The organism is Flavobacterium sp. 5 (assembly GCF_002813295.1).
Taxonomy (GTDB): domain Bacteria; phylum Bacteroidota; class Bacteroidia; order Flavobacteriales; family Flavobacteriaceae; genus Flavobacterium.
The window spans coordinates 1,685,376-1,710,723 of record NZ_PHUE01000001.1 but is presented as its reverse complement, the minus strand read 5'-3'; the positions used below and the strand labels follow the sequence as shown (position 1 = coordinate 1,710,723).

26 protein-coding genes are annotated in these 25,348 nt (G+C 32.9%); 6 read left to right on the top strand and 20 right to left on the bottom strand.

The genetic code is table 11. The features are described 5' to 3' along the window. Positions 1-109 precede the first annotated feature (109 nt). The 13 genes from truB to CLU82_RS07045 form a co-directional block, all read right to left on the bottom strand. Positions 110-808 (bottom strand): tRNA pseudouridine(55) synthase TruB, encoded by a 699-nt coding sequence (gene truB / locus CLU82_RS07100; protein ID WP_100842433.1) that lies wholly within the window; start codon positions 806-808, stop codon positions 110-112. Beyond that, positions 808-1,605 carry an undecaprenyl-diphosphate phosphatase gene (locus CLU82_RS07095; RefSeq protein WP_100842432.1) on the bottom strand — a complete coding sequence of 266 codons (798 nt, stop codon included), beginning with the start codon at positions 1,603-1,605 and terminating at the stop codon, positions 808-810. The genes truB and CLU82_RS07095 overlap by 1 nt, the downstream gene beginning before the upstream one ends. Then, positions 1,606-1,851, bottom strand: a complete 246-nt coding sequence (locus CLU82_RS07090) for a DUF3098 domain-containing protein (RefSeq protein WP_100842431.1) — start codon at positions 1,849-1,851, stop codon at positions 1,606-1,608. Between the two features lie 48 nt (positions 1,852-1,899). Next, positions 1,900-2,775 (bottom strand): ABC transporter permease, encoded by an 876-nt coding sequence (locus CLU82_RS07085; RefSeq protein ID WP_100842430.1) that lies wholly within the window; start codon positions 2,773-2,775, stop codon positions 1,900-1,902. 107 nt (positions 2,776-2,882) lie between these two features. Further along, a complete protein-coding gene (locus tag CLU82_RS07080; protein ID WP_100842429.1) occupies positions 2,883-3,758 on the bottom strand; it encodes a sulfate/molybdate ABC transporter ATP-binding protein in 876 nt (291 codons plus the stop codon). After that, positions 3,755-4,432: a molybdate ABC transporter permease subunit gene (modB, locus tag CLU82_RS07075; RefSeq protein WP_100842428.1), complete on the bottom strand. Its 678-nt coding sequence runs from the start codon at positions 4,430-4,432 to the stop codon at positions 3,755-3,757. Before modB ends, CLU82_RS07080 begins: the two co-directional genes overlap by 4 nt. Further along, positions 4,425-4,826: a molybdopterin-binding protein gene (locus CLU82_RS07070; protein WP_100842427.1), complete on the bottom strand. Its 402-nt coding sequence runs from the start codon at positions 4,824-4,826 to the stop codon at positions 4,425-4,427. Before CLU82_RS07070 ends, modB begins: the two co-directional genes overlap by 8 nt. 114 nt (positions 4,827-4,940) lie before the next feature. Further along, entirely contained in the window at positions 4,941-5,711 is a 771-nt protein-coding gene (modA, locus tag CLU82_RS07065; protein ID WP_100842426.1) for a molybdate ABC transporter substrate-binding protein, read from the bottom strand. 17 nt (positions 5,712-5,728) lie between these two features. Then, positions 5,729-7,120 (bottom strand): alginate export family protein, encoded by a 1,392-nt coding sequence (locus tag CLU82_RS07060; protein WP_100842425.1) that lies wholly within the window; start codon positions 7,118-7,120, stop codon positions 5,729-5,731. A gap of 50 nt (positions 7,121-7,170) precedes the next feature. After that, positions 7,171-7,755 (bottom strand): molybdopterin-dependent oxidoreductase, encoded by a 585-nt coding sequence (locus CLU82_RS07055; RefSeq protein WP_100842424.1) that lies wholly within the window; start codon positions 7,753-7,755, stop codon positions 7,171-7,173. A 17-nt stretch (positions 7,756-7,772) separates the two neighbouring features. After that, the gene (locus tag CLU82_RS20850; protein WP_198520198.1) at positions 7,773-8,831 is read right to left on the bottom strand and encodes a TonB-dependent siderophore receptor; all 1,059 of its coding nucleotides are present in this window, start codon (positions 8,829-8,831) and stop codon (positions 7,773-7,775) included. Further along, positions 8,743-9,768, bottom strand: a complete 1,026-nt coding sequence (locus CLU82_RS20845; RefSeq protein WP_198520197.1) for a TonB-dependent siderophore receptor — start codon at positions 9,766-9,768, stop codon at positions 8,743-8,745. Before CLU82_RS20845 ends, CLU82_RS20850 begins: the two co-directional genes overlap by 89 nt. 118 nt (positions 9,769-9,886) lie before the next feature. Continuing rightward, positions 9,887-10,234 (bottom strand): winged helix-turn-helix domain-containing protein, encoded by a 348-nt coding sequence (locus CLU82_RS07045; RefSeq protein WP_100842423.1) that lies wholly within the window; start codon positions 10,232-10,234, stop codon positions 9,887-9,889. A gap of 369 nt (positions 10,235-10,603) precedes the next feature. On the opposite strand from CLU82_RS07045, the gene CLU82_RS07040 reads away from it, so the two are divergent. Further along, the gene (locus tag CLU82_RS07040; protein WP_100842422.1) at positions 10,604-13,657 is read left to right on the top strand and encodes a leucine--tRNA ligase; all 3,054 of its coding nucleotides are present in this window, start codon (positions 10,604-10,606) and stop codon (positions 13,655-13,657) included. Between the two features lie 194 nt (positions 13,658-13,851). Further along, positions 13,852-14,532 carry a zinc metallopeptidase gene (locus tag CLU82_RS07035; RefSeq protein WP_100844961.1) on the top strand — a complete coding sequence of 227 codons (681 nt, stop codon included), beginning with the start codon at positions 13,852-13,854 and terminating at the stop codon, positions 14,530-14,532. 80 nt (positions 14,533-14,612) lie between these two features. Here CLU82_RS07035 and CLU82_RS07030 read toward each other — a convergent pair whose 3' ends face one another. The 3 genes from CLU82_RS07030 to CLU82_RS07020 form a co-directional block, all read right to left on the bottom strand. Continuing rightward, a complete protein-coding gene (locus tag CLU82_RS07030; RefSeq protein ID WP_100842421.1) occupies positions 14,613-14,969 on the bottom strand; it encodes a hypothetical protein in 357 nt (118 codons plus the stop codon). A 253-nt stretch (positions 14,970-15,222) separates the two neighbouring features. Further along, positions 15,223-15,972 carry a uroporphyrinogen-III synthase gene (locus CLU82_RS07025; protein WP_100842420.1) on the bottom strand — a complete coding sequence of 250 codons (750 nt, stop codon included), beginning with the start codon at positions 15,970-15,972 and terminating at the stop codon, positions 15,223-15,225. A 13-nt stretch (positions 15,973-15,985) separates the two neighbouring features. Next, positions 15,986-16,657, bottom strand: a complete 672-nt coding sequence (locus CLU82_RS07020) for a DUF4271 domain-containing protein (protein ID WP_100844960.1) — start codon at positions 16,655-16,657, stop codon at positions 15,986-15,988. Positions 16,658-16,758: 101 nt separating this feature from the next. Here CLU82_RS07020 and CLU82_RS07015 point away from each other — a divergent pair, with 101 nt between their 5' ends. From CLU82_RS07015 to CLU82_RS07005, 3 genes are read left to right on the top strand one after another with little or no spacing between them, the layout of a single operon-like run. Continuing rightward, positions 16,759-17,484 carry a polyprenol monophosphomannose synthase gene (locus CLU82_RS07015; RefSeq protein WP_100842419.1) on the top strand — a complete coding sequence of 242 codons (726 nt, stop codon included), beginning with the start codon at positions 16,759-16,761 and terminating at the stop codon, positions 17,482-17,484. Positions 17,485-17,495: 11 nt separating this feature from the next. Further along, complete coding sequence (locus CLU82_RS07010; RefSeq protein WP_100842418.1) at positions 17,496-18,836, top strand: dihydroorotase; 1,341 nt, start codon at positions 17,496-17,498, stop codon at positions 18,834-18,836. A 12-nt stretch (positions 18,837-18,848) separates the two neighbouring features. Beyond that, on the top strand, positions 18,849-19,403 hold the full coding sequence (locus CLU82_RS07005) for a DUF4296 domain-containing protein (RefSeq protein WP_100842417.1): 555 nt from the start codon (positions 18,849-18,851) through the stop codon (positions 19,401-19,403). Between the two features lie 7 nt (positions 19,404-19,410). Here CLU82_RS07005 and CLU82_RS07000 read toward each other — a convergent pair whose 3' ends face one another. Beyond that, positions 19,411-20,400, bottom strand: coding sequence for an NAD-dependent epimerase/dehydratase family protein (locus tag CLU82_RS07000; protein ID WP_100842416.1), 990 nt, complete (start codon positions 20,398-20,400; stop codon positions 19,411-19,413). 159 nt (positions 20,401-20,559) lie between these two features. Here CLU82_RS07000 and tyrS point away from each other — a divergent pair, with 159 nt between their 5' ends. Next, positions 20,560-21,858 carry a tyrosine--tRNA ligase gene (gene tyrS / locus CLU82_RS06995; protein ID WP_100842415.1) on the top strand — a complete coding sequence of 433 codons (1,299 nt, stop codon included), beginning with the start codon at positions 20,560-20,562 and terminating at the stop codon, positions 21,856-21,858. A 1-nt stretch (position 21,859) separates the two neighbouring features. Here tyrS and CLU82_RS06990 read toward each other — a convergent pair whose 3' ends face one another. From CLU82_RS06990 to CLU82_RS06980, 3 genes are all read right to left on the bottom strand, one after another. Then, the gene (locus tag CLU82_RS06990) at positions 21,860-22,864 is read right to left on the bottom strand and encodes an acyl transferase (protein ID WP_369829045.1); all 1,005 of its coding nucleotides are present in this window, start codon (positions 22,862-22,864) and stop codon (positions 21,860-21,862) included. 106 nt (positions 22,865-22,970) lie between these two features. Beyond that, complete coding sequence (locus tag CLU82_RS06985; protein WP_100844959.1) at positions 22,971-23,306, bottom strand: T9SS type A sorting domain-containing protein; 336 nt, start codon at positions 23,304-23,306, stop codon at positions 22,971-22,973. Between the two features lie 97 nt (positions 23,307-23,403). Beyond that, positions 23,404-24,822: a hypothetical protein gene (locus CLU82_RS06980; protein ID WP_198520196.1), complete on the bottom strand. Its 1,419-nt coding sequence runs from the start codon at positions 24,820-24,822 to the stop codon at positions 23,404-23,406. Between the last annotated feature and the right edge of the window lie 526 nt (positions 24,823-25,348).

The following is a 25,348-nucleotide window of genomic DNA, read 5'->3' as shown; positions in this document are numbered from 1 at the left end:
ATTAATTAATAAACATAAACAAGTAAAAAAAGAGTATGAATTAAAACTACTTTAGTTTTAGTAAAGACACATCGTAAATTCAATTTGATATTTGTGATGTGTTTTTTTATTATATCTGAGCAGTAAGAGTTTGCTCGAATAAAGTAACATCTATAGCATCTTCCACGTTATAATCTCCAATTTTGGTTCGACGCAAAGCTGTTAAATGTGAACCTGAATTCATTGCTTTTCCAAAATCATAAGCCAAGGACCGAATATAAGTCCCTTTGCTACATACTACTCTAAAATCAATTTCAGGAAGTGCAATTCGAGTAATTTCGAATTCATGAATAGTGGTTTTCCTTGAAGCAATTTCTACCGTTTCGCCAGCACGCGCGTGTTCATATAAACGAACTCCATCTTTTTTTATCGCTGAAAAAACTGGAGGTATTTGATCAATTTCTCCCAAAAACTGTTTTACTGTTTTGTGAATTAAGTTTTCATCAATGTGTGAAGTTTCGAAAGTTTGATCGATTTCTGTTTCTAAATCGTAAGAAGGTGTCGTTGCACCAATGTAGAAAGTTCCAGTATACTCTTTGGCCTGACCTTGTAATTCGGAAATACGTTTGGTAAATTTTCCAGTACAGACTAACAAAAGACCTGAAGCTAATGGATCTAAAGTACCAGCATGTCCAATCTTGAATTTTTTTGGCAATCCTGCTTTATTAATCAAGGCATACTTGAGCTTGTTTACCGCTTGGAAAGAAGTAAAATGCAATGGTTTGTCAATTAATAGAATCTGACCGTTTAAAAAATCTTCGGTAGTCATTATAGTACAGTCAAAGGATGAACGAAGAAATGAATCGCAAGTAATATAATTCCAGCGATAATTCGGTAATAGCCAAAAACTTTAAATCCGTTTTTAGTCAAGAACCCAATGAAACTTTTTATAGCCAAAAGAGCCACTATAAAAGCAACTACATTTCCGATAATCAGGAAATTGATTTGATCGTGAGATAATATGTATCCGTCTTTATAATAATCGTAACATTTTTTTGCTGTTGCTCCTAGCATTGTTGGAACAGCCAGAAAAAAAGAGAATTCGGCAGCAGAAGTTCGTGATAATTTTTGTGACATTCCGCCAACAATAGATGCGCCACTTCTGGAAACACCAGGAATCATGGCCAAACATTGAAATAAACCAATCTTTAAAGCCTGTAAATAAGTGATTTCTTGTGAGGTTTCTGAGACATCTGGATTATTGAACCATTCATCTACTTTTAATAAAATAATACCACCTATTAATAATGAAACAGCAACTGTTACAGGGTTTTCGAGTAAGGCATCAATTTTTTTGCTGAAAAGCAGGCCAAAAACAACAGCCGGGATAAAAGCTACTAATAATTTAAAATAAAAATCGAAGGATTGAAAAAAGCGTTTAAAATATAAAATCACCACTGATAAGATAGCTCCCAATTGAATAACTATCGTGAAAAGTTTGGTAAAATCATCATGTGCTATTCCAAAAAAGGACGAGGCGATAATCATATGTCCTGTAGAAGAAACTGGTAAAAATTCAGTAATTCCTTCGATAATAGCTAGAATGATAGCTTGTAATGTATTCATTTATGCTTTTTTAGGATTTTTAAGAATTGCATAAATTGTGATTCCAAAACCAATTAAAACAGTTGTTGGGGCCAAACGAATTCTTCGGAAATCAAATACTGATTCATTAAATACATTTGGATCATCACTTCCTCCTCCTGACATTAATATAAAGCCAAGTACAATTACACCAATTCCAATTAATAGAATTTTATAGTTTACTTTTTCAAAAAGGAATTCGTGTTTATTTTCTTCGTTGTTTTTCATTTTGTCATTTTGAGGAACAAAGCAATCTCATTCCTGTATTTTATTAATTTAATATAAATCGTCTGTTCGTAAATTCAAGAATCTTTGTGTCGCAAAATAGGTACTTAACCAAGTAATTAAAACTCCAATTCCAAAAACACTAAGTAATACAATAGCGATTACTAATTTGTCATCTAAAATTTCTAGACCAGGGTAAGTAGAATCTAGATAAATAAGTAAACCTAGCAAAGCAAGAATTGCCAGACCTGCTCCAATCATTCCTAGTTTTATGCTACGCATGACAAATGGTTTTCTAATGAAAGATTTGGTAGCACCCACCATTTGCATGGTTTTAATAATAAATCGGTTGGAATAAATTGACAAACGCAAAGAGCTATTAATCAATAATACAGCAATAATAGTTAGTAAACCACTCGCTATTAATATCCACAGACTCACTTTTTGTATATTGTCGTTAACCAGATTCACCAATTGTTTGTCATAAACAATATCTGAAATCATAGTATTTTTTCGCAAACGAGATTCAATTTTAGCGATACTGTCTCGAACAACAAAATCAGCTTTTAAGTGAATGTCAAAAGAATTTTGCAAAGGATTTTCTCCTAAGAAGGTCACAAAATCTTCACCAATAATATCTGAATGTTCTTTGGCTGCTACTTCTTTTGAAACATATACAAATGATTTTGCAAAACGAGCTGTTTTTAGTTCAGTTCCAAAAGCTTTCAATATAGTGTCATTGGCTTCGTTCTTAAAAAATACCGTCATAGCAATTTCTTCTTTGAAATCATTAGCCAATTTTCTGGAATTTATAATGAAAAAACCCAATATTCCTAAAAGAAATAATACTAAGAATATACTCAAGACTACTGAGAAATAAGAGGAAAGTAACCTGCGTTTTTGAAATCTATCAAAGGATGAAGCCATAGTTTGTTGTAATTATGCAGTAAAAATAATAAACATATTCTTTAATTTGAAGTTAAAGATGGTCAAAGTTATAACTTTAGTGTATAAAGATGATTTTTTGATTGAAATTAACTCATTTTTGTCAAAATCGGATTAAAGGCTTTCGAAGAAACAATAATTTTTGCACCTATATAAAGTGTTTCAATTTCTTCTTCCATTGCAATTACTTTTACAATGTTAGTACCAATTAAAACCGAAACAATGTTGATGAAATTTTCTTTTTCGATTTTTAAAATCTCTCCAATAAATTGAAATTTCCCACTATTGGAGTGACTTGAAAATACTTCGGAAGGTGTTCCTTGCTTTGTGATTTCTCCATTCTCAATAACTATTACTTTGTCGGAAAGTTTGTAAATTTCGGAAATATCGTGACTAACTAAAATCGTGGTTAATTTGTATTTTCGATGTACTTCCAAAAGGTAATCCTGCAATTTCAAACGCATTTCAGTGTCAATTGCTGATAAAGGTTCATCTAAAAGCAAAATATCTGGCTGTCGGACTAAGGCTCTTGCCAAAGCCACTCTTTGTTGTTGTCCACCCGATAATTGATGCGGTTTTTGATGCTGTAGAGAAACAAGTTCCATTGTTTGCAGTAATTCATCAACGATGGTTTTGTCCTGTTCTTTTTCTAAAGCAAAAACTAAATTTTCTCGAACGCTCATATTAGGAAATAAAGCATAATCCTGAAAAACATAACCGATTTTACGTTTTTGCGGAGGCAGATTTATTTTGGAATCCGAGTTTAGCCAAACCTGATTATTTACTTTGATAAATCCTTCATCAGCGTTTGTTAAACCTGATAAAATTTGTAAAGTCGTCGTTTTCCCTGAACCTGAAGCGCCATATAGAGTCACAAACTCATTTTCTTCAACTTGAAAATCAAGTTTCAAAATCATTTCGCCAGAAGCTGATTGCAGTTTTTTACTGATTTTAAATTCAATCATGACAACGGACTTATTTTGCTGAAACGGCGGTTAATACTATAGACACTTAACAAAACAACAAAAGAAAAAATCAGTAAAATAGCTGAATATACATTGGCTAAATGATAATTCATTGTGGTTACTTCATCAAATACGGCTATGGAGACAACTTTGGTTTCGTTTGGAATGCTTCCACCGACCATTAAAACGACACCAAATTCACCAATAGTATGCGCAAAAGTCAGCACAATACCTGTCAATAAAGCAGTTTTCATATTTGGAAGCAACACATGGAAAACCGTTTCCAATTTACTTTTTCCCAAAGTATAAGAAGCGTCAATTAAGTTTTTAGATATTGATTTAAATCCGCTTTGAGTGGGTTGTACCATAAAAGGTAAGCTATACAAAACTGATGAAATCACCAATCCTGTAAAAGTGAACACCAACCGAATATCAAAATAATTGTCGAGAAATTTTCCAAAAGCATTTTCGGGACTAAAGGCAATCAATAAATAAAAACCCAAAACCGATGGCGGTAAAACCAAAGGCAAACTTACAATCGCTTCAATAATTACTTTTGATTTCATTTTGCTGTAGGCTAACCAATATGCTAATGGCAGTCCGACAATAAGTAAAATTACTGTCGTCGTAAAAGCTAATTTTAGCGTAAGATATATGGGTTCGAAATCAATCATTGGACAAACTTATTTCGTTGGTTTTTATCATCGCGGTAATTTCGTCCTTTTCTTGAATACCGAGTTGATCAAAAGCATTTCTTGTAATTACTGAGGTGATTTTATTTTCGCCAAAATTCAAAATGATTTTAGAAAGCAATTTTCCTTTTTCAAACGAATCAACGATACAATCCATTTTATTCTGAAGGCTTATTATTCCCGAAATATTTTTGGCAAGAATGACTTCAGTTTCTTTGAAAAGGACTTTTACATTATTTCCAGTTTTGAGATAATCAGAAGTTTCGGGTGTATCAATCACGATAGAAGTCAAAATCGTATTTTGCACTTTTAGTTGCACCAAAGACAAGGAGCCTTCGGTGGTTATTTTTGTAATATTTCCTAAAAGTGAGTTCATTTTGGATTGATTTCAATAATTTTTTTACCGCAAAATTCACAAATTTTCGCAAATTAATTTGTGTGAATTTGCGTAATTTGTGGTTATAGTTTTTTTCTTGTTTTAATCTTTTGTTTATTCTTTTTTGTTTTGCGAATAACCGTAATACGTCAGAATCTGTATTGCTTTTTCAGACGAAATATAGTCATAAAATCGTTTTGCCGTTTCATTTCCTTTGCCGTGTTTCAAAATTACACAACCTTGTTGTAATAGCGAATGACTTTCTTGCGGAATCACATAATATTTTCCACGTTCTTTTTTCATCGCAGGCGACATCGCATCTGATAAAGCAATAACTCCAATATCAGCCGCACCAAAAGCTACAAACTGTGCTGCTTGCGAAATGTTTTCGCCAAAAACTAAATTGCTTTTTACTTTGTCGTACAGTTTGTAATGTTTCAAACTTTCTAAAGCTTTGACACCATAAGGAGCAGTTTTCGGGTTTCCGATGGATATTTTTTTAACTTTTTCATCCAATAAGGAATTCATTTTTTCCACATTCGGATCTATTCTTTTACTCCAAATTGCCAATCTTCCTATTGCATATAATTTTATTGGAGAAACGGCAAAGCCATAGTTGTTTAATTGCTTTGGATAATTCATATCGGCAGAGAAGAACAGATCAAAAGGTGCTCCATTCGAAATTTGTTCGTAAAACTTCCCCGAAGCTCCGTAAGTAACCTGAATCACATCGTTCGGATTTTTTAATTTATATACTTTCAAAATAGAATCCATTGCTGTTTTTAGATTCGCAGCAACTACAACAGTCGCTTTTTGCTGTGCAAAAATGGCGGTTGAAACAAAAAGTATTAGAAATAGCTGAAATAATTTGATTTGCGTTTTCATTATTTTTGGTCGTGTTTTTATTTTTTAGAACTAAATAATTCAGGTTTAAAGGTAATCATTACATAACTCCAAAGTGGTGTCGAATTGCTGTTTCCTCCTTTTAAAACTTCCATGCTTTTATCAGCAAATAGATAAGAAAATCCTAAGTCAATGCTGGTGAAAGAATTGTATTTGTATCTTACAATTAAATCATTTTCGTAACCCAAATAGGGATCAACAATATTCTTTTGTTTGTCTAAAATATTATTTTCTAAGTAAAACAAATGAAAGTCAGCACGAATAGAAAGGTTTTTATTCCAATCATAATTGAAAAATAAATATGGATTGATAAGTCCGCCGTTTTGTACATCTTTTGGAAAAGTAGTAAAATAATCCATATTCCCCATAAATTTCCAAGCCACACCATACAAAGGAACAAATGATTTGGATATTTCAGATGATTGAGTAGCATCGTCTCCACTCATAATCTCGGCTCCCAATCGGGTGGTCCATTTTTTTAGTCTGTATTGTATTTCGGGCTGCAAATAATAAGCTCCTATTTTTGCACCCGATTGTAATTGTCCGTATTGATAATAACCAGCAAAAGTTATGTATAAATTATTTTTCTCAAATTCCAATCGCCCTCCCGATGTTCCTCTTGTATATAAGGTCTGTGAATTGGTTTTGCTTTCAAAACTGTCTGCCGAGTTTATGGTTGTTAACGTGAAATTCTGGTTTAGTTTTGCTTTTAAATAATGCAAATTCAGTAGTTTGTAATTATTAAAAGTGGTTGGCGAATAAGAAGTTTCAAAAATACGCTCCGAACTTTGATTGAAAGCAGTTAGCAGTTCTGTTTCGATTTTATCATTTTTATAGATAAGGTCAATTCCATCATGCGCTCGCCCCAATTGGCTCCAATTGGCAGCGGAGAATAATCGGCCATTATCTAATTCTACTTTTTGACGCCCTAATCTTGCTGAGAAATTCTCTGCAATTTCTACTTCCGCGAAAGCTTCATATACATTTAATGAACCAGTTACAGAGGCTTGCCCGTATTGTCCCCAAACCCGAACATCTTGTATAGAAGTAAGAAACTTAAACTTTGGCTGCTCATAACTGATGTTTAAGCGGCTTCGTTGTGAGGCGAAAAAAGCAGGTTTTGTCGTGTCGTTAGGCAATTGTCTATAGCCATCTCGATATTCGGCTCTAGGTCTAAATTCCAAACCAACAGTAAATACTTTGTTTTCAGAATTTACTTTTTTATTAAAGCTGTCAGTAACCAATAATGAATCAGCTTCACGTTGGGTGATAACTCCTTTTTGAACTAATAAATTGGTAATGTTGCTATCGATTTGAGCTGATATTGTTTGGCTAAATAAAAAGGCTATGAACGTAAGTGCTAGGTATAATAAATGGTTTTTTGGTTTCATTTGGTTTAAGAACGATGGTTAGTGTTTTAAAAGTTAGCGCGAATTTAAACTTATTTTACTTTATATACTTCAATGCTTTTTAGCCAATAGACGTGGCGTGGCCCAGTTTTAATGTCATTTTTGCAAATTAAAATCATTTCGCCGTTTTTTATTGGTTTTCCATTTTCTTCAAAAAGGACATACACATTTTCTCCTGTTGGATTGTTGAATAATTCTGCCCAAGAAAAAGTGGCTTTATAATCGTCAGAAGCACTAGCTACTATATAAAAGTTGCGATCTTTATGACCATTTTGTTTGATTTTTGCTTTCTCTAAAATATCTTTCAATAATACACCTTTGGCATTTTTGTCGATTTTTTTGGTTTCACCACTTTGACAAACTATTTTAAAATCGGTAATAGTTTTTATAGGGAATTTTTTTAAAGAATCAACAGTCAATTGTAAAGGAGTTTCAATTTCGCCTTTTATTTCGATACGATGGTTTACGTATTTTGCGCTATCTGTTGCGGTTAGAGGACTACTGCAAGACTCTTTTTTGTCTTGAACTTTAATTGTTTTCTCGGCTGTTTTTGGATTTTGACACATACTAAAAATAAGTAGAGCAAAAAGGGCTAAAACATAAACTTGTTTTTTCATAAATGTATTTTTATAGATTATAAATTAAAAAAGCGAACGTTAACAAAAAAGTTTCTTCCTTCTTCAGGATAACCTTCTACAACACTATAGTTTCTATCGAAAATATTATTAACTCCTGCGTCAATGCTTAAATATTTTGAGAATTTACTAGAAACAAATCCATTCAAAAGTGTGTAATCTGGAACTTCTGTGCCATAACTAGTGCTGTATCGAGACGAATTGAATTCTGTATTAGCAATTAATTTTAATATCTTCAAAGGACTGTATTCAACTGTTCCAATCACTTTTGTATTGGGAACATCTGTAAAATGAATTGCTTGATTGGTTATGTTTTTTCTTTCTAAATAGGTATAATTAGCACTAATATTTAATTTTTGAATTGGAGAATAACTCAATTGCGCTTCAATTCCTTTGTATTCAGCTTCTCCAAAATTCTGCATTTGTGATTTTCCTGGTTGCACATTGCTCACACTCAAAATGGCATCTGTAAGGGAGCTATAAAACAATGCAGTTTGGAAATTTAATTCCTTAAAGAACTGCACAGTGTAATTCACTTCATAATTCAAAGCTGTTTCTGGTTTTAAGTCTGGATTCGGAATGGCAGTTCCCATTCTATAAGAGTAACGGTCTTTGATTGTTGCAAATCTGGTTTTTTGAGAAACTGTTGCTCCTAATTTTTGTGCTTCTGCTAATTGATAGAACAAACCAATTTGCGCATTAATAGCATCACTTTTTCCAGCGTCCGGATAATCTGAAATCACTTTTGAAGTCGAGTTGTAATCTTGTGCTTTTTTATTTTCTCTAGAATTATAACTCACTCCAGGAATTACGGTAAATTTTTCAGTTACTTTATAAATATCTTCAACACCTATTGTTATGGTTTGGTCATCAAATTCACGAACAGGTTCTCCTAAATTATTTTCACGGTGCACATCTTCTTTTAATTGAACAGCAAATTTCAGATTGTTCTTAGGGATAAAATGCGTTTCATATTCTAGATTTCCACCATAAAGTGTAATCATCATAAAAGCTCTGAAATGCATACGGTTTTGTAATAGTAGTATAATTGGCATCATCGTAACTAATCAATAAATTTTTGAATTTATCATAATACAATCTTGTTTTGAAACTGTTTTTTTCGTTCAAATGGGTATTCGAAATAAAGTAAACACTTTCTTTATCCCAAGTTGGCCATTGCCAATAGCGAGGTTTTGCCAATAATGAATTTTGCGTATCGCTTCCTGCATATACTGGATTTCCTTTTTCTCCTTGTTGATTGATATAGCCTAAAGCATATTCACTATTTTTAGATGGAGTCCAGCCTACTTTTACACTTATTTTTTGGTCAGTTCTGTATGAATTGTCTCTTTTTCCGCCATCTTCGTTTTTCATCGGAACAAAATCTTCAGACATTTGATATGATTTTCTATTTAAATAAGAAAAGCCACCTTGCACATAAAACTTCCCTAAATTAGAACCAATATTAAGATTGCTTTTTTGTCCATCTGTGTCGATTAATCCCAAAGAACCATCAAATTCAAACTTTTTGGTAGGTTTTCTAGAGACTAAGTTGATGGCTCCTCCTAATGAATTGGGGCCGTAAATAATAGATGAAAATCCTTTGGAAACATCTATTGCGGACAAATCGAAAGTGGTGAATCGAGCCAAATCCACATAACCATCATAAGGAACATAAACTGGAATTCCGTCCATATAAACAGGAACTTGTCTTAAATCAAAACCACGAACCGAAACCATTGATTCATTTCTTGGCCCAGAAACTGTCAATGTTATTCCTGGTAATAAATTTAAAGCTCTGGAAACATCCATTTTATTTTGGGATTCCATTGTCTTTTTATTAATTCGATTGAGAGTATCTGCAGTATTTTTTGTTGTAATTAAAACTTCGCCCAAATTGAAAATTCCTTTTTGAGATATGGTATCGGTAGTTTTTTCTTGTGCATAGATACTTGCGGTTAGTAATGCAAAAAGGAATGTAATTTTTATTTTCATAATTAAAGACTGGTTTTTCAGTATGTTTTGAAATGAATACTGATGGTTGTAAAATTGATTATAGTTATTTGGTTATTTCTCACTATGTTTTTAAATGAATACTGGTAGGTAAAAAATTTTAGAAGCGAAGATTTTCTGCTTCTTTCTGAGCAAAATCTTTTATTCGTTTTTCAATTTCATAAAAAGTTATAATGGCTTTTTCGCCAGCATCGGTTAATCTTGCTCCTCCGCCTCCTTTTCCGCCAAGAAGTTTTTCGACTAAAGGACTTTCTGCACGTTGGTTCATTTCTTGAACTAATTGCCAAGCTTGTCGGTATGCCATTTTCATTTCTTTGGCGGCATTAGTAATAGAACCAGTCTTTTTAATATTTTCTAAAAGCCAAACTTTTCCAATACCTAAAAACGGTCCTTCGGTTGATTCAACCCAAAGACGCACTTCGATTTTGTATTTTTTGTTTTCTGGCATATGACTATGTTTTTTTTAAACACAGTGCAAACATAAGTATTTTTACTTATTAAAAATACTTATGTTTTTGATTTTTTTATTTCTCACGTAGATTGTGCAGATTTTAGCAGATTATTTGTTGAAATCCATGAGGCTGCGTGAGGGATGGCAGTGGAGCTCTTTTTTATCCCGTTTTTTTACGGGATAAAAAAAGCGGGAACGTACAGCCCGACCCGTAGTTTTTACGGAGGGTCACGCCCAAATAATTATTGCTAAACTGATAAATAAATTATTTTCATAGCCCGTACAATAAATGTAAATTTGCAAACTTATAATTCAAAGTATTAAATCTAAGCAACTCAGTTACTAAGTAACTAAGCAACTCGAAAAATGAAGTACAATCCGAACGAAATAGAAGCCAAATGGCAAAAATACTGGGCAGACAATAAAACTTTTGCAGCCGAAAACAATTCAGATAAACCAAAACATTATGTTTTGGATATGTTTCCCTATCCATCGGGAGCAGGATTGCACGTTGGACATCCGCTGGGTTATATTGCTTCGGATGTGTATTCTAGATTCAAAAGACATCAAGGTTTCAATGTTTTGCACCCAATGGGTTACGACAGTTTCGGATTGCCTGCAGAACAATATGCAATTCAAACTGGGCAGCGTCCGGAAGATACGACTCGTGTAAATATTGATGGAGGAGTTGACAAAGAAGGAAATCAAATTGCGGGTTACAGAAAGCAATTGGATAATATTGGATTTTCATTTGATTGGGATAGAGAAGTTCGTACTTCAAATCCTGATTATTACAAACATACACAGTGGATTTTTATTCAGTTATTCAATTCTTGGTACAATAAAGATTCAGACAAAGCAGAAGATATTTCGACATTAACAGCTGTTTTTTCTACGGAAGGAAATGCAAATGTAAATGCAGTTTGCGATGATAACATTGCAGTTTTTTCAGCTAGCGAATGGAATGCTTTTTCTAAAGACGAACAAGAAAGAATCCTTTTGCAATATAGATTAACGTATTTGGCAGAAACCGAAGTAAACTGGTGTCCTGGATTGGGAACGGTTTTGGCGAATGACGAAATCGTAAACGGAGTTTCTGAACGTGGTGGTTATCCTGTGATTCGTAAAAAAATGACACAATGGAGTATGCGTATTTCGGCTTATGCGGAGCGTTTATTGCAAGGTTTGAATGATATCGATTGGAGTGAAAGCATCAAAGAAAGCCAAAGAAACTGGATTGGAAAAAGTGTTGGGGCAATGGTAACTTTCAATGTGCCAACAACCAACAACCAACAACCAGCAACTATATCTGTATTTACGACAAGACCCGATACCATCTTCGGAGTAACCTTTATGACTTTGGCGCCAGAACACGAATTGGTTGCTCAAATTACAACTCCAGAACAAAAATCTGCGGTTGAAGCGTATATAGAAAAAACAGCAAAACGTTCGGAGCGTGAGCGTATGGCAGATGTAAAAACCATCTCGGGTGTATTTACAGGTGCTTATGCGGAACATCCGTTTACAAAAGAAGCGATTCCAGTTTGGATTGGGGATTACGTTTTGGCAGGTTACGGAACTGGTGCTGTTATGGCGGTTCCTTGTGGCGACGAGCGTGATTATGCTTTTGCCAATTTCTTTAAAGGTCAAAACGGAATGCCAGCTATCAAAAATATTTTTGATAAAGATATTTCTGAAGCCGCTTTTGGAGCAAAAGAAGGTTTTGAATTAGTAGATTCGGATTTCTTAAACGGATTGAATTACAAAAAAGGAACTCTAAAAGTAATTGAAGAGTTAGAAAAAATAGCACAAGGAAAAGGAAAAACGAATTACCGTTTGCGTGATGCGGTTTTCTCTCGCCAAAGATATTGGGGTGAGCCGTTTCCTGTATATTATGTGAATGGTTTACCAAAAATGATTGATGCGCAACATTTGCCTATCATTTTGCCAGAAGTAGAGAAATATTTACCAACCGAAGATGGTTTGCCTCCATTAGGAAATGCAGGTGTTTGGGCTTGGGACACTACTAAAAATGAAGTTGTAAATACAGATTTAGTAAATAACACAACGATTTTTCCTTTAGAATTAAATACGATGCCAGGTTGGGCTGGAAGTTCATGGTATTGGATGCGTTATATGGATGCAAACAATGAAAATGAATTCGCAAGTAAAGAAGCTTTGGCCTATTGGGAAAGTGTCGATTTATATATTGGTGGAAGCGAGCACGCTACAGGTCACTTATTATATTCTCGTTTTTGGAATAAATTCTTAAAAGACAAAGGTTTTGCGCCAACCGAAGAACCATTCAAAAAACTGATTAATCAGGGAATGATTTTGGGGACTAGTGCTTATGCATATAGATTAGATTTAACTTGGCATACCTCAGTTGATAAAGTTAGCGGAAATTATATTCAGAATGTATTGTGCGGTAAATTTCCTTCTTTATTTTGTTCTAAAGAATTTTACCAAATGAGTTTTACCCAAGAATTAAGGTTAAAAGATGTGGTGGAGAAATTTAATTTGTCTGGAACAAAATCTTTTTTGAATAGTATAGATGAAAATGAGGTTGACGTAAATGAGCTATTTCTTTTAGGAAATAAAATTCATGCTAATGTTTCAATGGTAAATTCTTCGGATGAATTAAATATTGAAAAATTCAAAGCTTGGCGTGAAGATTATGCTGATGCAGAATTTATTTTAGATGAAAACGGAAAATACATTGTAGGCCGTGAAGTCGAAAAAATGTCGAAATCATACTATAATGTGGTAACGCCAGATGATATTTGTGCTGAATATGGAGCGGATACGTTGCGTTTGTATGAAATGTTTTTAGGACCATTAGAACAAGCGAAACCTTGGAATACCGCAGGAATTTCAGGAGTTTTTGGTTTCTTGAAAAAACTATGTCGTTTGTATTTTGATGAACACATAATGATTGTTACCAATGATGCACCGACAAAAGACAACTTAAAAACCTTACATAAAACTATCAAAAAAGCGACAGAAGATATCGAGAGTTTCTCTTTTAATACTTCGGTTTCACAGTTTATGATTTGTGTGAATGAACTGTCTACTCAAAACTGTCATTCGCGTGCTATTTTAGAACCATTGGCTATTGTAATTTCGCCTTATGCTCCACATATTGCTGAGGAATTATGGTCGTTGTTAGGAAATGAAGGTTCGATTGCTACTGTTTCTTTTCCAGTTTTTGACGGGAAACATTTAGTAGAATCAGAGAAAGAATATCCAGTTTCTTTCAACGGGAAAATGCGTTTTACAATCACATTGCCTTTGGATTTAACAAAAGAACAAATTGAAGAAATAGTAATGAAAGACGAAAGAACTCAAAAACAATTAGACGGTAAAACACCAAACAAAGTGATTATTGTTCCTGGGAAAATTATCAACTTGGTAGGGTAATATTTCATGTCGGTAGAGACGTTGCATTGCAACGTCTCTACATTTAGACGATTATATATTAAAATCCAAATTTCAATAATTGTTGAGGTTTGGATTTTTTATTGGCATTTATTTAACGGATGTCAAATTGGCATTTTCTTAATTTGGTTCATAATTTGATGTTTATTTTAAAACTAAACATAAAAACAAAAAATATGGGAATGAGTTATTTAATACTTGCAGGTGGTATTATGCTGGCAAGTTGGTTAGTGAGTTCTACACTAAAAAATAAGTTTGAATTTTATTCGAAATTGCATTTGCAAAACGGAATGTCAGGTGCTGAAATTGCTGAGAAAATGCTTGCCGATAACGGAATTTACGATGTCCGTGTCATTTCGACTCCAGGTCAATTGACGGATCATTACAATCCAGCTGATAAAACAGTTAATTTGAGTGAAGCCGTTTATAACCAAAGAAATGCAGCTGCAGCAGCTGTTGCAGCACATGAGTGTGGTCACGCAGTGCAGCATGCTGTGGGGTATCAATGGTTAATGCTGCGTTCTCAATTAGTGCCAATCGTGAATGTGGCCTCATCTTATATGCAATGGATTTTGTTGGCAGGAATCTTGATGATTCGTACTTTTCCATCTCTTTTATTAATCGGAATTGTGATTTTTGCTGCAACGACTTTATTTTCTATTGTGACTTTACCAGTAGAATATGATGCTAGCAATAGAGCTTTGGCTTGGTTAGAAAACAAAAGAATGCTGACACAACAAGAACAAGCGGGTGCAAAAGATGCTTTAAAATGGGCTGCCAGAACGTATGTCGTTGCCGCATTAGGTTCGATAGCAACTTTGTTATATTACGTTTCTATTTATATGAATAGGAGGTAAGTTGTTTTAAGTATTTAAATTATAAATAAAAAGTGGCTATTTCGAATAGAGACAGCCACTTTTGTTTTTATAAGAGTTTTTTATTCAGTCATATTTTGTTGTTGCCATTTTACTAAAACTGAAATTTGATCAGCAGTTAAAGCAGGTTTTTTGTTTACCGGAGGCATAAATTTACGACTGTCTTGTGGAAGTTGGACGCGTTCCAGTATAGCGCCAATGTTTGCTTTTACATGATCATAGTTTTCTAATGGTTCTTTTTTTCCTTGTGGAGGAATATGACAAGGAGTACAGCTATTTGCAATGATTGGTTCAACATCTGTTTTATAGCTGATTTTTTTAACTTCAACGTAATCCGATTTTCTTTTTTTTGATGTGCTGCAATTTACTATTAGCAGAGATAAAGGGATAATAAGAGTAAGTAGACGAATTTTTTTCATAGTTCTCTTTTTTAGTAGGTTAGTTATAGTTGGTGTTCTTTAAATGTTTACAAATTCAGAGTTGAGTATGGGTAAATTATAATAAAAGTTATTGTATAATAAAAACCTAATGACTGCTTATTTGATTTAAAATAACAGCTTTGGTTTAATCCGCAATTAAAAATAATAGAAATGGTTTAAAAGTAAAAATCCAAATCTCAATTAATGTAGTAATTGAAATTTGGATTTTAAAGTAAGTAGTTTTTAGAAATAACTATTTTGCTTTATTAACTTCGATAATATATTTTTCTAAAGCCATTGTCATTGATGGAGTTCCAGGTGTTGGAGCCATAATGTCTACACGTAATCCGTGATCAAGAGCTTCTTTTTGAGTAGTACTGCCAAAAACGGCTATTCGAGTATTGTTTTGTTCAAAATCAGGGAAATTTTTATATAAAGATTTAATTCCAGTTGGGCTAAAGAAAGCTAGAACATCATAATAAACATCAGCCAAATCAGATAAATCACTCATAACTGTTTTGTAAAAAGTAGCTGGAGTCCAATCGACTTTTAAAGCGTTTAATGTAATTGGAATGTCTGCGTTTAATTGGTCAGATGCTGGTAATAAGAATTTTTCGTCTTTGTATTTCTTAATTAAAGGCGATAAATCTGCAAAATCTTTTGGTCCAACATAGATTTTACGTTTTCTGTACACTACATATTTTTGTAGATAAAACGCAATTGCTTCAGATTGACAAAAGTATTTTAATCCTTCTGGTACCTTATATCGCATTTCATCTGCTACTCTAAAAAAGTGATCTACACCATTTTTGCTAGTTAATATGATAGCAGTGTAGTTGTTAAGATCAATTTTTTGAAGTCTAATTTCTTTTGCGCTTACTCCTTCAACATGAATAAAAGGTCTGAAATCAATTTTCACTTTATGCTTTTGTTGCAGCTCAAAGTATGGAGAATTTTCCACTTTAGGTTCTGGTTGGGACACCAAAATTGTTTTCACTTTCATAATTTAATTATTTCTAAACGCTATTTTTTGTAAACCAATAATACATAAAATAATAGGGTGCTATTTCAAGAGTGCAAAGATATAAAATAAAATAAAACAACTTACTGAAAATTTCTTTTCTGTAATTTTTTATCGAAAACATATAAAGTAAAACGTTCAGAGCTACTATGCTATATAGGACTAGCAGAGGAATATTTTTTAAAATTGAATCGTAATAGTATAAAATAATATCGATTGGGAGTAATAATAAGCCGACATATGTTCGGTATGTAACCTTTTGTAAATTAAACTGTTCGACTAGTTCTTCGATTTTGAATGTCGTTCCAATGATTTTTTCGATTAGAAATTTCGATAAAATGAAGTAGATAAGAAAAGTGAAAATTTGAATGAATAATATCCAATCTGTTTTAGCTCCGTGACCAAAACTATTTAATAAAATTTGAATAAAAAATGAAAATGAAATAATTTGGACAAAGAATAACGAAATAGAAAACATACCCATCAAGTGACTGCTATCTCTGTATATTCGGGTGTATTTATCGGAGAAAATTAATTTAGTAAAATCTTCAAAGCGATTTTCATAGATGGATTTGGTCAAAGCAATAATGCCAAAAGCCATAATAAAAAGGATGGTTACCCAATCGCTCGTATCGGTTATTCTAGGATGAAGTATATGTTCAGTCATAATTAAAGCAAAATTAGTAATTTTTATAACATTATTTATTATAATTTTATAATAATCAAATGGCATAAAAAGGTTACTTTTGCATCGAAATTACGCGAAATATGAACAATTGCATTGTTATAATTCCTACCTATAACGAAATTGAAAACATCGAAAGCATTATTAGAGCAGTGCTCTCTCAACACAAACCTTTCCATGTCTTAATTATTGATGATAACTCTCCTGATCATACTGCGGATAAGGTAGTTATGCTTCAAGAAGAGTTTAATGGCAGGTTGTTTTTGGAGAAAAGAGCTAAAAAGTCTGGGCTAGGTACTGCTTATGTGCATGGTTTTAAATGGGCTTTGAAAAATAATTATGATTTTGTTTTTGAAATGGATGCTGATTTCTCTCATAATCCCAAAGATTTAGAAAAATTATATGATGCTTGTCATTTTGGAGATGCTGATTTAGCTATTGGTTCTCGTTATGTAACAGGAGTAAATGTTGTTAATTGGCCTTTAAGTCGTGTTTTAATGTCTTATTTTGCGTCAGTTTATGTTCGTATGATTACTGGAATGAAAATACACGATGCTACGGCAGGTTTTGTTTGTTATAAAAGAATAGTACTCGAATCGATTAATCTTGATAAGATTAGATTTGTTGGTTATGCTTTTCAGATTGAAATGAAATACCGTACCTATTGTAAAAAATTAGCCATTTCGGAAGTACCAATTATCTTTACAGATAGAACCAAAGGACAATCTAAAATGAGTAATTCTATAATAGTTGAGGCTGTATTGGGTGTTATTTTGTTGCGCTTAAAAAAAATATTTAACAGTTTGTAAAAGAGAATGCTATGAATAGATATTTAATTAAAAATGCTAAAATAGTAAATGAAGGAGTTATTTTTGAAGGTGATGTTCTTGTAGAAAATAATCTTATTGTTGAGGTTTCGGACAGTATTAGTTTGAAATCGTCTGATTGTATGATTATTGATGCCGAGGGAAGTTATCTTATGCCTGGAGTTATTGATGATCAGGTACATTTTAGAGAACCGGGTCTTACTCATAAAGGAGATATTGAATCTGAGTCCAGAGCTGCAGTTGCAGGCGGGATAACTTCGTATATTGAACAACCTAACACAGTTCCGAATGCAGTTACTCAAGAAATTCTAGAGGAGAAATACCAAATTGCTTCCGAGAAATCGTATGCCAATTATTCATTTATGATGGGGGCTACCAATGATAATTTGGAAGAAGTGTTGAAAACAAATCCAAAAAATGTTGCTGGAATTAAAATATTTCTAGGTTCTTCTACAGGTAATATGTTGGTGGATAATGAAGCGGTTCTGGAAAAAATATTTTCGTGTACTTCTATGTTGATTGCAGTTCATTGTGAAGACGAGCAGACTATCAAGAATAATTTAGAAAAATATAAAGAAGAATATGGTGAAGATGTCCCAGTAACTGCTCATCATCTCATTCGTAGTGAAGAGGCTTGTTATTTATCTTCTTCAAAAGCTATTGCTTTGGCTAAAAAAACAGGAGCAAGATTGCATGTTTTTCATCTTTCGACTGCCAAAGAAATGGAATTGTTTACTAATAAAATTCCGCTTGAAGAAAAAAAGATTACTGCCGAAGTTTGTGTGCATCATTTATGGTTTACCAATGATGATTATGAAACAAAAGGTAATTTTATTAAGTGGAATCCAGCTGTTAAGACTGCCAATGACAGAAAAGTGTTGTGGGAAGCGCTTAATGATGGGCGTATTGATGTAATTGCTACCGATCACGCTCCGCATACATTAGAAGAGAAAAATCAAAAATATTTACAAGCTCCTTCCGGAGGGCCGCTTGTTCAACACGCCCTTGTGGCAATGTTTGAAGCACATCATCAAGGAAAGATAAGTGTAGAGAAAATCGTTGAAAAGATGTGTCATAATCCAGCAAAAATTTTCAAAATAGAAAAGAGAGGTTTTATTAAAGAGGGCTATTATGCCGATTTAGTAATTATCAATCCAGGTTTGCCTTGGAGTGTAAAGAAAGAAAATATACTTTCAAAATGTGGATGGTCTCCTTTTGAAAAGTTCACTTTTAAATCTAGAATTACACATACTTTCGTTAATGGTAAGTTGGTTTATTCTGGCTTTAAAGTAAAAGACATTCGTGCAGGAGAAAGAATGTTGTTTGATCGATAAAAATAATTGTAGATGAAGAAAATAATTTCTCTTTTTATTTTAGTGGCCTTTTTTTTTAGCTGCAATAAGGATTTGGTTGCAAAACCTGATAATCTTATTGATAAAAAAATGATGGAAAATATTTTTTATGATATGGCAATCTTAGATGCTCTAAAATATCAAGAGCCAAATTCTATGTCAAAAAATGGAATCAATCCAAAGACCTATATCTTTGAGAAATATAAAATTGACAGTCTTCAATTTGTAAAAAGTAATGCCTATTACGCAGCTGATTATAGAGAGTATAGAGTGTTATTTGATAACGTAAACAAGCGATTAGAGAAGGAGAAAAATGCTGTAGATTTGATCAATAAAAATGCTGAAAAAAAGAAAATTGCATTAAATAAGGTAAAAGTAAAGAAAATCCGAGATTCTATAAAAAAGGTTCAGAAGCAAAGAGAATTAAAAATTAAAAAAGAGAAAGATTCTGTAGATAAAGTCAAAAAAGAAAAGAGTTTACTAACTAAAAAAGAAAAAGATTCTATTAGTAAGGTCAAAAAAGGAAAGAGTATAAAGGCTAAAAAATAGTCTAAATTTACAAGATTGTAATTTTCTGTATATAATCAAAAACGTCTATGAATGTTATGTTCAAGGCGTTTTTTATTTTTTCATTAGAATATAAATCAGTTGAATAGGAAGACTTAGCAGAGGCTTTGCTGAGTTGTCTTTTTTTACCAAAAAATATTGAAGCGATCCAATCCAATTTGGATAAAGTGTTTATCATAAAAGGTGTGGCATGATGCTTTGGTCTTTTAACTTTTAAGGCATCAGCAATCGAGAATAAAAAATCTTTAAAAATGATATTTTGACCAATAAGGGTGTATCGTTCTCCATAAATATCACTTTCCATTAATTGGTGCATGATGGTAATAACATCGGTAACCGCTATAAAACCAGTAGATCCTTTGGTGTAGAAAGGTAATCCGTTCTTTACTTTGGTAAAAAGCTCTCCGCTTCCTTGATTCCAAAACCCAGGACCAATAATTACGCCAGGATTTACCATTATAACTTTAAGTCCTTCTTGTTGGCCACGCCAAATTTCCATTTCCGATCCATATTTTGAGATCGCATAATCACTATGAAGTTTTTCAGGATTCCATTCAGTTCCTTCAGTAATGATTGATTCGTGTGCTGCTAAGTCGCCAAGAGCAGCTATAGAACTTACATGACAAAGTTTTTGGATATTATATGTCAAACAGAAATTTACAATGTTAGCAGTGCCTTCAATATTTGTTTTTCTAACAAGATTTTCATCTTTTGGATCAAAAGAAATCATGGCGGCACAGTGATACACTTTATTAATTCCTTGAAAAGCATGTTCTAAAGATGGGATATCAAGAACATCAGCTTCAATCCATTGGATTAATTCAAAAAGAGCGTCCTTTTTATATAATGAAAACAGTGATTTTGTCTTTTGGATATTTTCAAGATTTCTATAAATAGCCCGAATTTCTTCTCTTTTATCCGCTAAATGGATTAAGAGATGGGCGCCTACTAAACCTGTTCCTCCAGTTACTAATATCATATTTACAAATGTAATAAGTTTAAAGTTTCTAAGTTTCTAAGTTTCTAAGTTTTTTTAGTTTAAAGTTTCTGAAATAAGGCTTTTACTGCCTCAATTCATAATTCATAATTTATAATTCATAATTGAATTACTATCTTTGCTCAAAATCGATTATTATAAATGAAAAATATTATTTCCGAATTACAATGGCGTGGTTTAGTTCACGATATCATGCCAGGAACCGAAGAACAACTTTTAAAAGAAATGACAACTACTTACATTGGATTTGATCCTACATCAGATTCTTTGCATATTGGTAGTTTGGTGCCGATTATTTTATTGGTTCACCTTAAGAATTTTGGACACAAACCTATTGCTTTAGTAGGTGGTGCGACAGGAATGATTGGAGATCCTTCTGGGAAATCTGATGAGAGAAATTTATTAGATGAGGCTACTTTAAATCATAATGTAGAAGGAATAAAAGGAGTGTTGTCTCGTTTTTTAGATTTTAATGATAATACCGTAAATGCACCAGTTTTAGTCAATAATTATGATTGGATGAAAGGTTTGTCTTTTATCAATTTTGCTCGTGATGTGGGTAAACGTATCACGGTAAATTATATGATGGCTAAAGATTCTGTAAAGAAAAGATTAGCTGGAGAAGGTGAAGGAATGTCATTTACTGAGTTTACATACCAATTAATCCAAGGATACGATTTTTATCATTTACACAAAGAATACAACTGTTTGTTGCAAATGGGAGGTTCTGACCAATGGGGAAATATCACAACAGGAACCGAATTAGTAAGAAGAATGAATGTTGGAGAAGAAGCCAAAGCGTATGCAATGACTTGTCCATTAATCACCAAAGCAGACGGTTCTAAATTTGGAAAGTCTGAAGGTGGAAATGTGTGGTTGACTGCTGATAAAACTTCTGTTTATAAATTTTACCAATTTTGGTTAAATACAACTGATGTTGATGCTGAAAAGTATATCAAAATCTTTACCTTTTTGGATAAAGATACTATTGATGCTTTAATTGAAGAGCATAAAGTTGCACCTCACTTAAGAGTTTTGCAAAGAAAATTAGCTGAAGAATTAACTGTTTTTGTTCATTCTGCAGCAGAATTAGAAAAAGCAATTCAAGCATCAAATATTTTATTCGGAAACTCAAATGCTGAAGATTTGAAACAATTAGATTCTGCTACTTTTTTAGAAGTTTTTGATGGTGTTCCTCAAGCAGAAATTACTAAATCGGATATTGAATCCGGTTTGGATATTGTTTTAGTTTTAAATGAAAAAACAGGATTTTTTAAATCGAATGGTGAAGCCAGAAGAGCTTTAACAGCGAATTCAATTTCTGTAAATAGAGAAAAAATCAAAGAAGATTTCGTTTTGTCAACGAACGATTTAATCAATAATGAATTTGTGTTGTTGCAAAGCGGTAAGAAGAACTATTTTATAGTTAGAGTTGTGTAATTTAAATAACCATTAGGTTACAACCACGAATATCAGAATTATCAAAACGTCCCAATACTTCGAAAGTGGTATTGGGATATTTTTTGCCCAAATCCTGCGTAGCAATAAACGAACAAGAATTGATATTGGCTAGGTCGATAACGTTAATTCCGCCAGTTTTACCGTCGTTTATATATGTTAGTGCATCTTCGGTATCGCGAATGTGAATTTGCATCCAGGAAGGGCATTCAAATACGCCATTTCCTAAAGAATAAGCCTGAGAAAGTAGTTCGGTCATGCCGTATTCAGAATGGATGGCAGTAACGCCAAAACCGTCACAAAGTTGCTCGTGCAATTCTTCACGAATCATTTCTTTGCGTTTCCCTTTCATTCCACCCGTTTCCATGATAATGGTATGTTGGAGTTGGAATGTTCTTTTTTCGATTAAATCCAATAAGGCATATGTAACTCCAATTAGAATTACATTTTGACCTGCTTCGTCTAATTCTATTAACTTTTGAATTAACTCTTCGTGATTGTTGAGGTAAAAACCACTATTATCGTTGTTGGTAAGCTGTATTAAATCTTCTACCATATGGATTAATGAAGAGCCTTCTCTTTCAAGATAGGATGGAAGTAATGCCAAGACCACATAATCTTCGATGTTGCCGTAAAATTGTGAAAAGGCTTTGCGATAGCTTTCTTCATAAATCGAAACATCTGTAACCAAATGTCTGCTGGTAATAGCACCAGTTGTTCCGCTACTAGTAAAAGTGGTTTCTATAGGATTATTGTTTGAAACTACACTATGACTCTTGAAAAACTGAATAGGCAAAAAAGGAATTTGATGCAGCGACTTTACTTTCTGCGGATTTGTTTTTAATAAATCGCAGAATTCCTGGTAAACCAAATTGTTTTCATATTGAAAACGGAATACTTTTAAAGCTATTTTTTCAAATTGCTTCTGACTCGAAATGGTAAATATGTCGCTGGCTGTAATCAAGATTTTTTTTGAGGACAAAGATATTATATTTTTAAGCCTTTTTTTATTTTTTGATGTTTATGGTTTTAAAAAAAAGGCATAAAAAAAGTTCCAATGAGTAATGGAACTTTTGTGATTTTGTTATGAAGAATTATTGGACTATTAGTTTTCTGCTACTAGTGGCGCCTTCTTCGGTTATTTTAATGATATAAATCCCTGGGGATAGATTAGAGATATTTAATTCTTTGGTGCTAATTACGGTTTGTAAGACCTTTTTTCCTAACACATCAAAAATAATAATCTCTTTTTCTGAATCTTTCTTTGAAGTGATGTAAACTTTACCAGTGGCCACAGGATTTGGATACAAACTTAACCCTTCAATTGAAGCATCTTCTTGAGTTTTCGGCTGCTTATTATCTTGTGCTAGTGCACCAGTAGTAAAAAAAAGAGCCGCTAAGAGAGTAATATAAAAGTAGTTTTTTGCCATTAGCTTTGGTTTTGAATAGTAAAGATAGAAAAAAAGTTTCATACAAAAAAAACATCCTAAAAAATTAGGATGTTTTTAATATTTTTTTTGCTAGAGTTTATTTTTTAGATAATAAATCAACTCCGTCTACTGTACACCATGCACCAGTTGTTAATGAAGCTCCAGTTGCAGTAGTACTTTGAGTAAAGTTTCCTGCTGGGAAAGCAACCACGATTAAATCAGTAGCGCCAATTGGTAGAACATTAGTAGTGTTAGTGATTTTTACATTAAGAAGTTTAATTTTTCCTGTATTTACTTGATGAGTATTTGTTGCGTCATCTTGAATTCTTACAGCACTACCTTTAAAAGTTGTATTAGCTGGATCAGTGAAGTTTCCGTAACCATCTATAATGATATTACTGTATTCTCCGTTTCCTTCTCTTTTAAATTGGAAAGCATCTACTTGATTATCACTTTGTTCAGGAATGTTATTAGCGTCTCTTTTTAGAGTAATGTTTGTAACTTTTGGTCCATATGAATTGTCATTTGCAGAAGCTTCGATTTCCATACCGTAGTTTCCTTTTTCTGTTTGGTAAGCAAACCAGTTAGTATTTGCTTGACCTTGCCATCCATCTTGCCAGTCAAAAGCGTCATCCGTATTACCATAAGAAATAGCATTTGTCATACTTACAGTTCCTCCGAAGAATTCGTATCCATCATCAGCACCTTTGTATGATACTAAGTGATCTAAAACTGTTCCTGAACCTACAGAATAGAAAGTAAAACCATTGTTTTCTTTGTTTCCATCAGCTAATTTTGAACCAGCATATTCTACTCTTGTGTACACTAGTGAACCACTGTTGTCAGTTGCGTTTGTTCCTCCGTAAGAGATATTGTTCCCATCTTCTGATGTAGAAGACGCTCCACCACCAGCTACTTTTACGGGAGCATCACCATATATAATGATTCCACCCCAAGATCCTGGAAGTTTTGATTTTTCTGTAAATACTACTGGTTTGTCAGCAGTACCTTTTGTGATTAATTTTGCACCTTTTAGAACAACTAATGCATTGTCTCCGTTTTGTTTGTCGATAGTAATTGTAGATCCTGCTTCAAATGTTACTGTAACACCTGCTTTGATTTTTACAATTCCTTTTAGAGTATAATTACCATAAGCATAAGTTTTATCTGCCTCAATTGGACCAGTAATTTCTCCTGTTGCTGCCGGAGTTGCAGTTACAGTTACTGTTCTTGTTACGATTTCAGATCCTGGTACATTATAAGTTATAATAGATGTTCCAACTGAAACTGCTGTTATTACACCTGTTGTTGCTCCAACTGTTGCTACTGAAGGAGTTCCACTTGAATAAGTTCCGCCTGGAGTTGTACTTGAAAAAGTAGTAGTTCCGCCAACTACAACACTTTCTGTACCAGTTAAAGGAGCTGTTTCAGGTACTGTTATTGGATCATCATTATTACTACATGATGAAATTAGTAAGCCTAGAGATAATGCTAAAGCTAAAAATTTTGTTTTCATAGTTTGTTGTATTTTTTGTTTTTTATTTTAAGCAAATGTATAGGCTAAATTTTCTTTCGGAGTTATTAGAATATTACTTTACGGTTATCAAAAAACGAGGTTAATGTCAAGAAAATGTTATGTGATTTCATGTTGTTTCAAATATCTGATTTACAGTAAATTGATTTATATTTTTGATAAAAAATATCACTTTTCGTAATTCACCCCAAGAGTTTAATAGGGTAGAAGTATGCTTTGAGTTTTTAGGTGAAATTGAGTCTGCAAAGACACGGAGATATAAAGAACAGAAAAAGATCAAGTTTCTAAAAAACGTTCAGTAGTGATCCATTATAGAGAATGGTATTAGTAACAGATAATCATTTAAAATATAGCACTAAATACTACTGTATGTAATACGAAGTATTAGATTTACTTATACAAAGTATCAATAACATTATGTTTTTATAGTAATATACCAGTCTGTAATTAATTAATCATAAAGAAAGGTAGTAGTCCTGGATAGTCATAAAAAAAGCCCCGATATACG

Bases quoted from the DNA above. Each gene is read 5' to 3' on its own strand.
- CLU82_RS06985 (WP_100844959.1), bottom strand. From the start codon at position 23,306: ATGGCAAAAAACTACTTTTATATTACTCTCTTAGCGGCTCTTTTTTTT.
- CLU82_RS07020 (WP_100844960.1), bottom strand. From the start codon at position 16,657: ATGACTGAACATATACTTCATCCTAGAATAACCGATACGAGCGATTGG.
- CLU82_RS06980 (WP_198520196.1), bottom strand. From the start codon at position 24,822: ATGAAAACAAAATTTTTAGCTTTAGCATTATCTCTAGGCTTACTAATT.
- CLU82_RS07045 (WP_100842423.1), bottom strand. From the start codon at position 10,234: ATGCCAGAAAACAAAAAATACAAAATCGAAGTGCGTCTTTGGGTTGAA.
- CLU82_RS07040 (WP_100842422.1), top strand. From the start codon at position 10,604: ATGAAGTACAATCCGAACGAAATAGAAGCCAAATGGCAAAAATACTGG.
- CLU82_RS07000 (WP_100842416.1), bottom strand. From the start codon at position 20,400: ATGATATTAGTAACTGGAGGAACAGGTTTAGTAGGCGCCCATCTCTTA.
- CLU82_RS07030 (WP_100842421.1), bottom strand. From the start codon at position 14,969: ATGAAAAAAATTCGTCTACTTACTCTTATTATCCCTTTATCTCTGCTA.
- CLU82_RS07010 (WP_100842418.1), top strand. From the start codon at position 17,496: ATGAATAGATATTTAATTAAAAATGCTAAAATAGTAAATGAAGGAGTT.
- CLU82_RS07060 (WP_100842425.1), bottom strand. From the start codon at position 7,120: ATGAAACCAAAAAACCATTTATTATACCTAGCACTTACGTTCATAGCC.
- CLU82_RS07005 (WP_100842417.1), top strand. From the start codon at position 18,849: ATGAAGAAAATAATTTCTCTTTTTATTTTAGTGGCCTTTTTTTTTAGC.
- modB (WP_100842428.1), bottom strand. From the start codon at position 4,432: ATGATTGATTTCGAACCCATATATCTTACGCTAAAATTAGCTTTTACG.
- modA (WP_100842426.1), bottom strand. From the start codon at position 5,711: ATGAAAACGCAAATCAAATTATTTCAGCTATTTCTAATACTTTTTGTT.
- CLU82_RS07070 (WP_100842427.1), bottom strand. From the start codon at position 4,826: ATGAACTCACTTTTAGGAAATATTACAAAAATAACCACCGAAGGCTCC.
- CLU82_RS07015 (WP_100842419.1), top strand. From the start codon at position 16,759: ATGAACAATTGCATTGTTATAATTCCTACCTATAACGAAATTGAAAAC.
- CLU82_RS07080 (WP_100842429.1), bottom strand. From the start codon at position 3,758: ATGATTGAATTTAAAATCAGTAAAAAACTGCAATCAGCTTCTGGCGAA.
- CLU82_RS07085 (WP_100842430.1), bottom strand. From the start codon at position 2,775: ATGGCTTCATCCTTTGATAGATTTCAAAAACGCAGGTTACTTTCCTCT.
- CLU82_RS07035 (WP_100844961.1), top strand. From the start codon at position 13,852: ATGGGAATGAGTTATTTAATACTTGCAGGTGGTATTATGCTGGCAAGT.
- CLU82_RS07095 (WP_100842432.1), bottom strand. From the start codon at position 1,605: ATGAATACATTACAAGCTATCATTCTAGCTATTATCGAAGGAATTACT.
- CLU82_RS07055 (WP_100842424.1), bottom strand. From the start codon at position 7,755: ATGAAAAAACAAGTTTATGTTTTAGCCCTTTTTGCTCTACTTATTTTT.
- CLU82_RS07090 (WP_100842431.1), bottom strand. From the start codon at position 1,851: ATGAAAAACAACGAAGAAAATAAACACGAATTCCTTTTTGAAAAAGTA.
- truB (WP_100842433.1), bottom strand. From the start codon at position 808: ATGACTACCGAAGATTTTTTAAACGGTCAGATTCTATTAATTGACAAA.
- CLU82_RS07025 (WP_100842420.1), bottom strand. From the start codon at position 15,972: ATGAAAGTGAAAACAATTTTGGTGTCCCAACCAGAACCTAAAGTGGAA.
- CLU82_RS20845 (WP_198520197.1), bottom strand. From the start codon at position 9,768: ATGAAAATAAAAATTACATTCCTTTTTGCATTACTAACCGCAAGTATC.
- CLU82_RS20850 (WP_198520198.1), bottom strand. From the start codon at position 8,831: ATGATGCCAATTATACTACTATTACAAAACCGTATGCATTTCAGAGCT.
- tyrS (WP_100842415.1), top strand. From the start codon at position 20,560: ATGAAAAATATTATTTCCGAATTACAATGGCGTGGTTTAGTTCACGAT.